This is a genomic window from Azotobacter tropicalis (genome assembly GCF_059739045.1).
Window position 1 is genome coordinate 375,497 of the sequence record NZ_AP046059.1, and the last position, 13,100, is coordinate 388,596.

The window sequence follows — 13,100 nt, forward strand, 5'->3', positions numbered from 1 at the left end:
AGGAAAACCGCCTCGGACAACGTGGCTTTTCGATGGGTAGAGGACGTGAGTATGGCCGGTTACGCCGGCCAGGCGGTCACTCTGTCGACATCTGCGTGACTACAGATTGATTCCGGTGTTTTGACTTCCGTGTCTTGCAGATTACTCGAACCGACCGCGCGCCTTGCTGGGAGCGTGAGGCCCAGCATGGCCCCTAGCAAAGGCCGGCTGACGCTGGCGGCATGCCGATCTGCCGACGGCAGTTGAACAGTAGTCAAGTGGTGGCGCATCGCCAGTCAAGATTCGAAGCTTTAGGAAGCGTGATGCGGACTACTTCCCAGCCTGCTTGAGAAGGCAGGGAAATATGCATGGGGGCGGGGGAAAGGCCGTCTTTCCGGCCTGTCATCTGCTCTGTCGCCGGCTGCGCAGATACAGCCCGTATAGGTGGTATCGAAAGACCTAGGCTTGCGAATTACTCGAACCTGCAGCGCGCCTGGCAGACCATGAAGGGCACCATAGGCTGACGCTGCTGGCATACCGATCCGCCAACGGCTCGGATGAATAGTAGTCTGTTGAAATAGAAAAATGTAGTTTTAATACTATCATTTTTATCTATTGATTAATTTTTTTAGGTGTTTTTACCTTTTTTATTGGTTTTGTTCCACGTTTTCGCGGTTGCCAATGAGGGGCAGGATGAGCTGCTTGGCTCGATCCGCCAGAATCACAATCACTGGAGTGGTTTTGATGCTGGTGTGCTGAGAGGAGACAGCTGTTGGCGGATGCTGGATAGGGCGGTAGAAACGGCCCGCCGAGCTTGGCTGTCCGGGACCGTCCTCCGGCGCCTGTGTCTATGTCCGTACAGGCAGGCGATTGGCAACACCCCTGCACTGGGGATGGCGGAATGGTGAGGGTTCTGGAGGCAGCCGCGGCACAGGGTCATCGCGCCGGGCCATGACCGCTGCCGAACGACCGGGCTTTGGGCTATCGACGGTTGGCTGTTCTGGCTCGCGAGCGATCCCTAGTCTGCGGTGCGCTGTCCGAAATAACCCGGCCGGTGTGCCTTTTCTGTATCGCTCTGGCTTTTTCCTTCCAATAGGCATCGCCTTTGGGTTTGAACCGGCGAGGCTTCATGGCGATACGGATCGCTGTTACCGCAGCAGCCACTACGGCAAGCACGGCGGCGCTAATCCAAAGGGTGTCCATAGAGGGGATGTCCTTGTAATCAAGCAGCAGAAGGGGAGTTCCTGGGCTCTGGCCATCAAGGCGGAGTCCGGCTCCTTATGGCCCGAGGGCTGCGGGCAGACGAAAAGGCCATGAAGGGCGCGATCTTGCCAGTTTTTGCCCTGACCTGCCCAGCACCCTGGGTTGTCGCTCCGCTCCTGGTTCAGTCTGCTTTCGCCGGTCCCAACGGCTGGATCAGCCGGGCCCCTTCGTTATGCACATTTCCCACTGCCTGTCCGACGGGATACCACTCGAACGCCTGCGCCGGCAGTCCCCGATGCAGAGCGATTTCCTCGGCCTGGGCCGGGGTCTGCTGCGGATCGATCCAGGCCCGAGCCATTTCGGCTTCCAGAACCAGCGGCTGGCGATCGTGAATTTCGCCCATCGACCCCTCGCTGGTCCGGGTGATCAGCGCGAAGCCGTCGCCCTCGCGCGCTGCTGCGCCGTCCCGCGGAAAGCGGCCGATGGCTGGGAAGAACAGCGGTTCGCCGCTCTTCAAGCGAAAAAGAAAGGGCTGCTTTCGTCCTGCACCGACGGCATCCCGCTGCCATTCATACCAACCATCGGCCGGTACCAAGGCCCGTCCGGCCTTCCAGGCCTCGCGCCAGAAGCGGCTGCTCGCCACTGTCTCTGCTCGGGCATTGATCGCCGGCGAACGCGCCTGCGCTCCCTGCGCCCAGGCTGGCGCGTATCCCCAGACGACAGGCTCCAGGCGCAAGCCATCGGCATCCGCGTGGATCAGCAGTACCCGCGTATGTGGGGCCACGTTGTAGCGGGCGATCGGTGCTGGGTCGATGCCGGCCGCCAGCGGCATCCCACTCTGCAGTGCCTGCAGGTAATCGATCGCTGCCCGATACTGCACGAATCTGCCGCACATGCCGGCCTCCGCTGCTGGTCTGTCCATCGCGAAGTATTGCCAGCGTTCGTGCCGAAGGCCAGGGAATCTGTCGGGAGGCAAGAGTTCGACCCAGCAGCTCAGGCAAGGGGCTATTACCGGGTCATTTCCATCGCTCTCGGGGCTTGGTTCCGGGCCGCCGTATGGAGTAGGTTTGAGCTGCCTTGCGGAGCGTCTTACCCAGACCCTCCGTCTCTTCGGCAGGCCCTACCCGGGTAGTCGGATACTCAAAAGGAGATACTGGATGTCTAACGACCCCGTCACCCTCATGGTGGCGCGCCGCGTGGCTCGCGGACGCTACCGCGCTTTCAGCGCCTGGCTCGACGAAGGCCGTCGGCTGGCCGCCGGCTTCGATGGTTTTCTGGGCTCCGGGGTGCTGGCACCGCCGCCTGGCGATGACGAGCACCAGATCGTCTTCCGTTTCCGCGACGAGTCCACCTTGGCCAACTGGGAGCATTCCGCCTTGCGGCATGCCTGGCTGGCGCGCGGCCGGGGCCTCTTCGACGCTCCCCACGAACACCGGGCTACCGGGCTGGGCAGCTGGTTCCACGATGCCGTGGGCAACGGACCACCGCGCTGGAAGCAGGCTACAGCCATCTGGCTGGCATTTTTTCCGGTCTCCCTGGCGTTTCAGTGGCTATTTGGCGATGCCCTGGGCACGCTGCCGCTCGTCTTGCGCATACTGCTCAGCACGCTGCTGATGACGCCGCTGATGGTCTTCTTCTTCATCCCGCTGATCACCCGCCTACTGGCGCCTTGGCTCCAAGGGCGCTCCGATGTCGGCGGGCGTCTGGAGCGCCTGCTGCGTCCTGGCCGCATATAGCGAGCTACCCGGCCCCCGGCCGCCTATTAGCGGCCGGAACCGAGTCGATGCGTACTGCTTGTCGAAGGAGCCGATGACGCGCAGTGTCTGGGACCTCTCTATCGGCCCCGTGCCTCTGAACTTGAGTTGTCCAATCAGGTGAATAGGACATCCATCGGTTGTTTTTTTGAGCCTCTCATTTCAAGACACAGCCATTACAGTGCTGCCTTGCTTATCATAGTTTGATAGCGCACATGGCTAGGCTTGCCGTGCTTCGTGCCCCCTACTGTCGTCCTGCTGGAGCCAGATCGCGCGATGAGCCCGGCGAGATGTTGCCTGTGCCGACAACCGCTCGAAATTTGAAGGTCTTCCCAATTTCGGTGAATTTCCCTGCCATCATAGATTGATACGACATCTACACTGCGTGCAGTCTCTATCAATAAGTTGTCTGCAAGACATGGAGCGCAAGCATTTTGTACTTAATAACATGGATATGTTTTATTCGACCGTTGCCTGCCTTAACTGATGATAGAGTCCAAGATGCAAGAAAATAAGCATTTTGGCAATTGTCGATTTTGGGCCTCGTTGCTGCTAGGTGGTTGGATACTGATTTTTCTATTTGGGGACGAGTTGCCGCCGATAGGGCATTTTCTAATATTCCATCAGATAATGGAAGCAGCCTCTATTATAATAAGTGTACTAATCTTCTCCATTGGCTGGCACACGTTTAAAATGCACGCCAATCGTACCATCCTGATTGTCTCCTGCAGCTTTCTAGGAGTGGCGGTTTCCGACTTTGCGCACATGCTGTCCTATGTTGGGATGCCCGATTTTTTCGGCCCCAACTCCCCGGAGAAAGCGATTGGGTTCTGGTTGCTGGCACGCTATTTAACTGCGGCTGGTATTTTAATCATGGCCTGTCAGCCTTGGCGGTTGGTTGCCTCGAATCATTTCAGCTCTACAGATAAGGAAAGATATACTGCTCTTCTGGTCACCCTGTTTTTCATATCTTTCGCCAATTTGGCCTTGCTTCTGTTTCCAGAGTCTGTTCCGAAGACTTATCAAGAAGGTATCGGTCTCACGCTATTCAAACAGGGGGCTGAGCTTACAGTTATTCTGATTCATTGTGTTAGTATCGTCTTGCTGTTGGTGCACAGGCGTGGCGATACAGGGCTCGAAGCAAGTTTTCTGGTGTGTTCTTTGTCAGTCATGGTGATGAGTGAAGCTTTCTTCACGATATATCGCAATGTCACAGATGTGTATAACTTGTTTGGACATCTTTACAAGATAGCCGCCTACCTAATTTTATATAGGGCTATCTTTGTGGAGTCTATTCTTGCGCCCTACAAGTCACTGCAGGACTCGCGGCAGCATGTTCAGGCCCTTATGGAAGCACTGCCGGATATTATTCTCGAGGCTCGTCTCGATGGCCTCATTCTTAGTGCCCATGTTCCCACGGATGGAAAGCTGTTCAAGACGCAGGTTCCGGATGCCAAGGGTTATCTTCAGGATTTGCTTCCGGTCCAGGCTGTGGAGAGCCTGACAAGCGCGATGCGGGCAACAGAGAGCAATGGTCAGGTCTCGGGCTTTAAATTCCAGCTTGGCAATGCCGGGGAGAAACTGGTTTTCGAGGTTTCAGCGTCGCGACTCGCCCATTGGCCTGATGGGAGAAGTCATTTCGTGATTTTGATTCGAGATGTGACGGAACAGGCCAAGAGTCAAGCCAAGATCGAACAAATGGCACATTTCGATGCGCTTACAGGGCTTCCAAATCGTACACTGTTCAATACACGCTTCGATTTCGAGGCCACGCGCTGCGAGAGGAGTCGGCAGCCCTTGGCACTAATTTTTATGGATCTCGACAACTTCAAGAATGTTAATGACTCGCTGGGCCACAAGGCTGGCGATGCGCTGCTGATCGAAATTGCATCTCGCTTGGAAAAGATTCTGCGCCCGAGGGATATAGTGTCTCGCCAGGGAGGAGACGAGTTCATGTTCATGCTTCCTGAGGCAGATGCGCATCTGGCTGGGCAAATGGCCGAATGCATCAAGAGATCCATCGAGCTTCCCATTCAGGTAGGACAATATACGCTGCACGTTTCTGCATCGATGGGAATTTGTATTTTCCCTCAGGATGGTCGTGATCTCGACACCTTGTCTAGTCATGCCGATATCGCCATGTATCGGGCAAAACATGAGCGGCGCAGCCATTATGAGTTCTTCACAGAGGAAATACAGGCACGCACGGCTCGGACCCTGCTGTTGGAGGGGGCGCTGCGTGAGGCGATTCAGTGGGGACAACTGGACGTTTATTATCAGCCGCAGTTCGATATAACGGGCAAGAGACTGGAAGGGGCCGAGGCGCTGGTGAGATGGCAGCATCCCGAACTGGGCTGCATCAGTCCCGCCGAATTTATTCCAATCGCCGAAGTCAGTGGACAGATCATCAAGATTGGCGATCTGGTTCTGTACAAGGCCACGCAGCAGATGAGGCAATGGTTGGATGAGGGCCTTCCTGGGGACATGAGCATTGCGGTCAATATCTCCATGGCCCAGTTTCGCGATACAGCCCTGCTGGAAAAGATCGACAGGGCGCTTGCCGAAAGCCGGTTGCCGCCATGGGCGCTCGAGCTGGAGCTGACCGAAAGCGTGGCTATGGAGAATCCAGAGACGGTTATCGAGATCGTGAGCAGTTTACGTTCCCGAGGCGTGAAACTTTCTATCGACGACTTTGGAACAGGCTATTCGTCGCTCAGCTATCTGAAAAAGTTGCAGGTGCACAAGCTGAAGATCGACCGCTCATTCGTACAGGCCATTTCGGCTGGCAGCAGCGATCAAAGCATTGTCCGGGCCATCATTGGTCTTGCCAGGGATCTGGACATGCAGACTATTGCCGAAGGTATCGAGACCGAAGATCAGCGTCTGCTCTTGGAGGCGCTGGGCTGCGATTCGGGACAGGGTTACCTGTTCTGCAAGCCGCTGCCTGCGGCGGAGTTTCTGTCCAGGCTACTCGAGCATGCCGTGTGAGCTGAGTATTCCATTCCGCCCCGAGGCTATTGAATGCTCGACGCCAGCTCGAAGATCGGCATGTACATCAGGATCACGATCACCCCGATGATCAGGCCGATGAAGGTCATCAGCAGCGGCTCGAACAGGCGCACGAACCAGTCGATCCAGCGGCCGGTCTCCTCGTCGTAAAAGTCAGCGGTGCGCTCCATCATGATTCCGAGATTGCCGGCCTGTTCGCCGGCGCGCAGCATGCGCAGGGAAACCGGCGTCGCCAGGCGGTTTTCCTCCAGCGAGCGGGACAGGGCATGGCCCTCGCGGATGAGCTCGGTGGCCTTCTCCAGGCGGAGGCGCGAGGCAGGGCCGAGCAGGCCGCGTACCATGCCCAAGGCGGTGAGGATGGGAATGCCGCCCTGCAGCAGGATGCCGAGGGAGCGGTAGAAGCGCGCCATCTCGTAGATGAACAGGCGCTCGCGGATGGTCGGGACCTTTTCGATCAGCCGGCCCAGGGCCCGGCGGACCCGTTCCTGGCGCAGCAGGACGACGAGCCCGACCAGCGTCGGCAGCAGGCCGCCGAGCAGTGCGTTCTGATGGGCGTGGATGAACTGCCCGACGCTCAGCAGCACCTGCGACAGCCAGGGCAGGTTGGAGCCGAGCCCTTCGAAGACCAGGCTGAAGCGCGGCACCACGTAGCCGATCAGAAACAGCAGCACCCCGTTGCCGACCAGCAGCAGCAAAAGCGGATAGACCGAGGCGCTGACGATCTTCTGACGCACCTCGTCCATGCGGCTGCGGTAGGCGACGTAGCGGCCCAGGGCGTCGCCGACCGCGCCGGTCTTTTCGCTGGACTGCACCAGTGCCACGTAGAGCGGGGGAAAGATCGCGGGGAACTCGCCCAGCGCCTGGGAGAGGGACTTGCCTTCGTAGAGCAGACGCACCAGATCGCTGAGGGTCTTGCGCGTCTGGGCGTCGGACTCCTTCTCGGCGAGGCTTTCCAGGGCGTCGATCAGCGCCAGGCCGGCGTTCAGCAGAGTGGTCAGCTCCTGGCTGAACAGTACCAGCGGGAAGGCTTCGCGGCGTCGCCAGCGGGCCGGCGACCAGTGCCTTTCGGCGCGCAGGCTGAGGACCTTGAGGCCTTGGTGTTCGGCCAGGCGCAGGGCGTCGGCCGGGCTTGGGGCGTCCAAGACCAGCGACACCACCTCCGCTGTCTTGCGCATGCCCTTGACCTGAAAGCGCATGTCCGGCTCCGTCACTGCCAGCTGGTGATTTCCGCGTTCTCGCCTTCGCCGCCGGGCTGGCCGTCCTTGCCCAGGGTCAGCAGGTCGTAGTCGCCGTTCTCGCCCGGTGAGCGGTAGACGTAGGCGCGGCCCCAGGGGTCCTGCGGCACGCCTTTCTGCAGGTAGGGGCCGGACCAGCGCGGCTCGTCGCTGGGCGCCGCGACCAGGGCGTTCAGGCCCTGCTCGGTGCTCGGGTAGCGGCCGGTTTCCACGCGGTAGATGTCCAGCGCCTTGCTCAGCCCCTCGATCTGCGCGCGGGCGACCTTGGTTTCCGAGCGGCCGAGCTGATTGAAGTATTTGGGGCCGACGATGCCAGCCAGCAGGCCGAGCACGACCAGCACGACCAGCAGTTCCAGCAGGGTGAAGCCCGGACTGCGGCGAGCCGGGACAAGGGTTTGCATCCGTTTCATCTGGCGGACCTCGGGTTCCGGTGACAGAAGGGGCCATATCGCGACAATGCCTGGGGCCGCCGCTGCTTCGGGAGTCTCTGCGCCGGCACCCTGCCGACAGGTTCCACATATGGCCGGAAAACGCCGGAGCGCGCTGGTGGTTCAGCAATCTTCAGGCCAGCCGCCGAAGGCCGTCTTTCGGGGAGCCAAACGGTCTTGGGCTGGGGAATTTGGGGATTTTCACCCACCATTCCCCGCTTCGGGTGAATGCTCCTGGAACCGGTAAGGCCCGACCGGCGCAGACGTACGAGGGCGTTTTCCGGGGCAGCACGATTCTTGCCTGGCTGCTGTGCCGAAAGCCACCAAATAGCAGGTGGCCGGTATCGGGAGGGAGGCATGGGACGACTGGCGGCAGTTCTGCTCGGCATGATCGCCGCACTGGGAGCGGCAGTGCCCGCGTATGGCGATATCTACCGGGAAGTGGCGGCGGACGGCAGCATCACTCTCACCAATATTCACCGGCGCGAGCGCAAGAGCGTACGCCTGCGGCGTGAACCGGCAGCGCTGCCGGCAGTGGTCACGCCTGTTCCGGCGGCGAAGCACCGGCCGGTAGCCGGAGCGCTGCCCTATGCCGCGCTGGTGACCGCCGCGGCGGCCGAGCATGGCCTGCCCGAGGCGTTGCTGCACGCAGTGATCCGCGCCGAATCGAACTACGATCCCCATGCCGTTTCGCCGAAGGGGGCGGCGGGGCTGATGCAACTGATGCCGGATACCGCTCGCGAACTGGGGGTGGCGGACGTCTGGGACCCGGCCGCCAACATTCGTGGCGGTGCCCGCTACCTGAAGCGCCTGCTGGAGATGTTCGACCAGAACCTCGATCTGGCCGTGGCGGCCTACAACGCAGGCCCAGGGGCGGTCATCGGCAGCGGTAGCGCCATCCCGCCTTTCGCCGAAACCCAGCGCTATGTGCCCAAGGTGCTCGAGTTGTATCGGCGCCTGCAGGCAGGGGGCTGATCAATCGCCACGGTACTCGCAGCCGCTGGTGCAGGTTTCATGGATGCGCACCCGGGAGAGTTCGGGCAACAGGGGCTTGAGCTGCTGCCAGATCCACTTGGCGAGGATCTCGCTGGTCGGGTTCTCCAGGCCTTCGATTTCGTTCAGATAGTTGTGGTCCAGTCGCTCGTAGATGGGCTTGAAGATCGCCTTGATCTCGGAGAAATCGCGAATCCAGCCCGTGTAGGGATCGACCTCGCCCTCGATATAGATGGCCACGCGGAACGAATGGCCGTGTAGCCGTCCGCACTTGTGTCCAGCCGGGACGTGGGGAAGGCGGTGAGCCGCTTCGAATACAAATTCTTTGAATAATTCCACTGATCGTGCCTTGAATGAGGTGATGGGACGCTTGCCGCCCTGGAGGGGCGCGTCCTGCAGGCGTGCGGGGTGGATTTTAACCCGTGAGCCGGCTTATGGTTCCAGCGGGAGCGACCGAGCGTCGCCGTTCAGCTTGAATTAAGGCGCAGGCTTCAGGCTGGCCCAAGGTGCCGCTCTTACATGCGGCAAGCCTTGCCGGCAGCTTTCCCGCTTCATTTTTCGAGGAAGTTCTCACGTGTCTTTTCGCCGTCTCCTTTGCGGGACCCGCTCTCGGCCGACGGTATGGTCATGTTCCAGGTTCGGTGCCTGGGGGTGTGCCCTGCTTTTCGCCTCATGCCTGCCGAGCGTGGGTGCGCGGGACCTGAACCAGGACCAGGCCCTGCGTCTGCGTCAGGAAGGGGTCATCCAGCCACTCGAGCAACTGGTCAAGAACGCCATGGATCGCTATCCGGGGGCTCGGCTGCTGGAGGTCGAGCTGGAGATTGAGGACGGCATCTACGTCTACGAGGTGGAACTGCTCACGGCCAGCGGCGTCGTGCGCGAACTGGAACTGGATGCCCGCAATGGCCGCATCCTGCAGGACGAGGAGGATGATTGATGCGCCTGTTGCTGGTGGAGGATTCGGTCGGTCTGGCCTATGAACTGCTGGCCGGTCTGCAGCACCAAGGCTATGCCGTGGACTGGTTGGCCGATGGCCGTGACGCTGCCCGCCAGGGGAGCTGCGAGCCCTACGATCTGATGATCCTCGATCTGGGACTACCGGGCAAATCGGGGCTGGAGGTGCTGCGCGAGTGGCGCGCCCAGGGGATGAGCACGCCGGTGCTGGTGCTGACCGCCCGCGCTTCCTGGGCGGAGCGCATCGAGGGGCTGAAGGCCGGTGCCGACGACTATCTGTGCAAGCCTTTCCATCCCGAGGAGCTGCAGCTGCGCATCCAGGCGCTGCTGCGCCGCGCCCACGGTCTGGCCAACCAGCCGCAGTTGGAGGCGGGCGGGCTACAACTGGACGAGGCGCGCCAGGTGGTTCGCTGTGGCAGCGAGGAGATCGAACTCACCGCCGCCGAGTTCCGCCTCCTGCGTTATCTGATGCTGCATCCGGGACAACTGCTCTCCAAGGGGCAGCTCGCCGAGCATCTCTACGACGGGGAAACCGAGCGCGACTCCAACGTCATTGAGGTGCACATCAACCGCTTGCGCGGCAAGCTCGGCCGGCCGGTGATCGAAACCCGCCGCGGTCAAGGCTACCGCTTCGCCGGTGTGCGTTGAGGTCGATCCAGCGCCGGCTGGGGTTCGGTCTGATCGGCGTCCTGCTGGGCGCCGGGCTCTTGCTGGCGCAGACCACGCTCTGGATGTTCGATGTGGGGCTGCGCCGCTACCTGCAGGATAATCTGCGCGAGCAGGCGGAAACCTTGCTGACGAGCCTGGTCCGCGGGCAGAACGGTATTCAGCTGGATGAGCCTCGCCTGCTGGGCGTCTATCAGCGACCCTATTCCGGACATTATTTCCGTATTGACCTTGCCGACCAGAGCTGGCGTTCCCGCTCGCTCTGGGATCATGTCCTGAACCTTTCGGCCAACCCCGGTCTGCAGGACGGACTCGCCGATGGCCCGAACGGCCAGCGTCTGCTGCTCTACCGTGGCGACTACCGGCGCTTCGGGCAAGCCATCGTGATCAGTGTGGCCTCCGACTACACGCCTATCCTGCAAGCCTACCGGCGCGTGCAATGGCTCGGCTGCCTGCTCGGACTGGGCGTGCTGATGCTGGTGGTGATACTGCAGCGGCTCACGGTGCGCCGGGCCCTGCGGCCGCTCGAGGAAGTGCGCCGGCAGGTCGAGCAGTTGCAGCGCGGGCAGCGCCAGGCGCTTGACCCCGGCGTACCGGTCGAGCTGGAGCCGCTGGTGGCGCAGATCAACCATCTGCTGCATCAGACCGAGAGCACCTTGCAGCGCTCGCGGCATGCAGTCGGTAATCTCGGCCATGCCCTGAAGACGCCCCTGGCCGTGCTGACGAGCCTAGCCGCACGGGCCGAGCTGAAGGCCTGTCCGGAGCTGCAGGCGTCGCTATTGGAACAGCTGGCGCAGATTGAGCAGCGCCTGGCACGCGAGTTGGGGCGCGCGCGGCTGGCCGGCGAGGCGCTGCCGGCCAGCCATTTCGATTGCGCGGCAGAGCTGCCCGGGCTGTTCGCCACCTTGAGGATGGTCCACAACCGGGGGCTGGCGCTCGACTGGCAGGCTCCACCGGGAGTGCGCCTGCCTTGGGATCGGGAAGATGTTCTGGAGCTGCTTGGCAATCTGCTGGACAACGCCTGCAAATGGGCCAGGACGCGGGTGAGCCTGGAGATCGGCGCAACCTCGGAGGGCTGGCTGATCCGGATCGACGATGACGGTCCGGGGATGGCCCCCGAATTCCGTGGCGAGGTGCTGAACCGGGGGATACGCCTGGACGAGCAGGTTGCCGGTCACGGGCTGGGTCTGGCCATCGTGCGGGATATCCTCGATGCCTGGCATGGCCGTCTGGCGCTGCAGGACTCGCCGCTGGGTGGCTTGCGGGTGGCGATCGAGCTGCCGGCGCGAAGGGATTGAAGCTGAGGGCCGGCGGCAGAAAAATCCGGGAAGGCGGGAAAGGGGCAGCCGGTTGGTCCCGGTGCAGCGAGGCGGATCTGCTCGCTGCACCGGGCAACCAAGGTCAGCCGACCAGCAGGCCGCTCTGCTGCACCAGCTCCAGCAGGGGTTGCGGGTAGACGCCGAGGCCGAACGCCAGCAGGGCGATGAGCAGCAGCATGATACCGCCGCTGCCCAGGTTCCAGTGGAGCGGGGCATCGCGACGCTGCAGCTTCGGTTCGACGAGGAACAGGGTGACCATCACGCGCAGGTAGTAGTAGACGCCGATGGCGCTACCGATGACCAGCGCGGCGAGCAGCCACCATAGCCCGGACTCGACGCCCGCGGCAATCACGTAGAACTTGCCGATGAAACCGGCAGTCAGCGGGATGCCGGCCAGCGACAGCATCATGGTGGTGAGCACGGCGGTCAGGTACGGACGGCGCCAGAACAGACCGCGGTACTCGTACAGGGCATCGGCGTCACGACCGCTGTAGGGCGTGGACATCAGGGTGATCACTCCGAAGGCGCCGAGGCTGGTCAGCACGTAGGAAGCCAGGTAGACGCCGATCGCTTCCACGGCCACGCCCTTGCTGGCGATCAGTGCCACCAGCAGGTAGCCGAAGTGGGCGATGGACGAGTAGCCGAGCAGGCGCTTGAGATTGCTTTGCAGCAGCGCCAGCAGGTTGCCGAGCAGGATCGAGGCCACCGCGATCAGGCTCAGCAGGTCGTTCATCCAGCCGCCGGAGGTCGCCGGGGAGATCTGGTACAGGCGCAGCAGTACGGCGAACACCGCAACCTTGCTGGCCGTGGCCAGAAAGGCCGAGACCGGTGCCGGCGCACCTTCGTAGACGTCCGGCGTCCACAGGTGGAAGGGGACCAGCGACAGCTTGAAGGCCAGGCCGATGAGCATCAGGCCGATGCCGACCTGCACCAGGGTGCCCTGTACGCCGCCGGGTGCCATGGCGTTGCCCAGGGTGGCGAAGCTCAGGCTGCCGGATTCGGCGTAGAGCAGGGCCATGCCGAACAGCAGGAAGGCACTGCCGGCGGCCGAGAGCACCATGTACTTGATGCCGGCTTCCAGCGAGCGACGGTTGAAGAAGGCATAGGCGACCATGCCATAGACCGGCACCGAGAGCAGTTCCAGGCCGATGAACAGCCCGGCGAGGTGCTGGGCACCGACCAGCACCAGCGCACCGGCAGCGGCGAGCAGGATGAGGAGGTACATTTCCTCGCGGTTGCCGGGATAGCCCGGCGAGCCGCTCTTGTCGCCCATGTAGGCATGGATCAGGGTCACGCAGGCCAGGGTGGCGACCAGGACCAGTGCCATGTAGAAGCCAGCGAAGCTGTCCATCTGCAACAGCGGGGTGATCGCCAGCGGCGCGACCTTGACCGCCGGAATGATCGACAGCAGGGCGAGGTTGAGACCTGACACCGAGAGGATGAAGGTCAGCGAGTGGTTGCGCCTCCAGGCGATGCCGAGCATCACCGCCACGATGGTGGCAGAGGTGATGAGCAGCGGCAGCAGGGCGATGAGATGTTGAGTCGTCATTTGCATGGCTC

Annotated in this window: 11 protein-coding genes; 6 read left to right on the forward strand and 5 right to left on the reverse strand. The window is 61.7% G+C overall.

Annotated features, from left to right (window positions below):
* Positions 1-1,363 precede the first annotated feature (1,363 nt).
* Positions 1,364-2,077 (reverse strand): SOS response-associated peptidase, encoded by a 714-nt coding sequence (locus Atro_RS01735; RefSeq protein WP_497926167.1) that lies wholly within the window; start codon positions 2,075-2,077, stop codon positions 1,364-1,366.
* 262 nt (positions 2,078-2,339) lie between these two features.
* On the opposite strand from Atro_RS01735, the gene Atro_RS01740 reads away from it, so the two are divergent.
* Together Atro_RS01740 and Atro_RS01745 are read left to right on the forward strand one after the other, a co-directional pair.
* Positions 2,340-2,918, forward strand: a complete 579-nt coding sequence (locus tag Atro_RS01740; RefSeq protein WP_497926168.1) for an antibiotic biosynthesis monooxygenase — start codon at positions 2,340-2,342, stop codon at positions 2,916-2,918.
* 519 nt (positions 2,919-3,437) lie between these two features.
* Complete coding sequence (locus tag Atro_RS01745; protein WP_497926169.1) at positions 3,438-5,924, forward strand: bifunctional diguanylate cyclase/phosphodiesterase; 2,487 nt, start codon at positions 3,438-3,440, stop codon at positions 5,922-5,924.
* A gap of 26 nt (positions 5,925-5,950) precedes the next feature.
* Here the strand turns inward: Atro_RS01745 and Atro_RS01750 are convergent, their stop codons facing one another.
* Entirely contained in the window at positions 5,951-7,141 is a 1,191-nt protein-coding gene (locus tag Atro_RS01750) for a type II secretion system F family protein (RefSeq protein ID WP_497926170.1), read from the reverse strand.
* 11 nt (positions 7,142-7,152) lie between these two features.
* The gene (gene gspG / locus Atro_RS01755; RefSeq protein WP_497926171.1) at positions 7,153-7,581 is read right to left on the reverse strand and encodes a type II secretion system major pseudopilin GspG; all 429 of its coding nucleotides are present in this window, start codon (positions 7,579-7,581) and stop codon (positions 7,153-7,155) included.
* Between the two features lie 384 nt (positions 7,582-7,965).
* On the opposite strand from gspG, the gene Atro_RS01760 reads away from it, so the two are divergent.
* Positions 7,966-8,583 carry a lytic transglycosylase domain-containing protein gene (locus tag Atro_RS01760; protein WP_497926172.1) on the forward strand — a complete coding sequence of 206 codons (618 nt, stop codon included), beginning with the start codon at positions 7,966-7,968 and terminating at the stop codon, positions 8,581-8,583.
* Here the strand turns inward: Atro_RS01760 and queD are convergent, their stop codons facing one another.
* Entirely contained in the window at positions 8,584-8,940 is a 357-nt protein-coding gene (gene queD, locus Atro_RS01765; RefSeq protein ID WP_497926173.1) for a 6-carboxytetrahydropterin synthase QueD, read from the reverse strand.
* Between the two features lie 319 nt (positions 8,941-9,259).
* Between queD and Atro_RS01770 the strand changes: the two genes are divergently transcribed.
* The 3 genes from Atro_RS01770 to Atro_RS01780 are packed head-to-tail and all read left to right on the forward strand — an operon-like array spanning position 9,260 to position 11,519.
* The gene (locus Atro_RS01770; protein WP_497927738.1) at positions 9,260-9,538 is read left to right on the forward strand and encodes a PepSY domain-containing protein; all 279 of its coding nucleotides are present in this window, start codon (positions 9,260-9,262) and stop codon (positions 9,536-9,538) included.
* Entirely contained in the window at positions 9,538-10,203 is a 666-nt protein-coding gene (locus Atro_RS01775; RefSeq protein WP_497926174.1) for a response regulator transcription factor, read from the forward strand. The genes Atro_RS01770 and Atro_RS01775 overlap by 1 nt, the downstream gene beginning before the upstream one ends.
* The gene (locus Atro_RS01780) at positions 10,200-11,519 is read left to right on the forward strand and encodes a sensor histidine kinase (RefSeq protein WP_497926175.1); all 1,320 of its coding nucleotides are present in this window, start codon (positions 10,200-10,202) and stop codon (positions 11,517-11,519) included. Before Atro_RS01775 ends, Atro_RS01780 begins: the two co-directional genes overlap by 4 nt.
* A 103-nt stretch (positions 11,520-11,622) precedes the next feature.
* Here the strand turns inward: Atro_RS01780 and nuoN are convergent, their stop codons facing one another.
* The gene (gene nuoN / locus Atro_RS01785) at positions 11,623-13,095 is read right to left on the reverse strand and encodes an NADH-quinone oxidoreductase subunit NuoN (RefSeq protein ID WP_497926176.1); all 1,473 of its coding nucleotides are present in this window, start codon (positions 13,093-13,095) and stop codon (positions 11,623-11,625) included.
* Positions 13,096-13,100 lie beyond the last annotated feature (5 nt).

Bases quoted from the DNA above. Each gene is read 5' to 3' on its own strand.
- Atro_RS01750 (WP_497926170.1), bottom strand. From the start codon at position 7,141: ATGCGCTTTCAGGTCAAGGGCATGCGCAAGACAGCGGAGGTGGTGTCG.
- Atro_RS01735 (WP_497926167.1), bottom strand. From the start codon at position 2,077: ATGTGCGGCAGATTCGTGCAGTATCGGGCAGCGATCGATTACCTGCAG.
- Atro_RS01745 (WP_497926169.1), top strand. From the start codon at position 3,438: ATGCAAGAAAATAAGCATTTTGGCAATTGTCGATTTTGGGCCTCGTTG.
- gspG (WP_497926171.1), bottom strand. From the start codon at position 7,581: ATGCAAACCCTTGTCCCGGCTCGCCGCAGTCCGGGCTTCACCCTGCTG.
- nuoN (WP_497926176.1), bottom strand. From the start codon at position 13,095: ATGCAAATGACGACTCAACATCTCATCGCCCTGCTGCCGCTGCTCATC.
- Atro_RS01760 (WP_497926172.1), top strand. From the start codon at position 7,966: ATGGGACGACTGGCGGCAGTTCTGCTCGGCATGATCGCCGCACTGGGA.
- Atro_RS01775 (WP_497926174.1), top strand. From the start codon at position 9,538: ATGCGCCTGTTGCTGGTGGAGGATTCGGTCGGTCTGGCCTATGAACTG.
- Atro_RS01740 (WP_497926168.1), top strand. From the start codon at position 2,340: ATGTCTAACGACCCCGTCACCCTCATGGTGGCGCGCCGCGTGGCTCGC.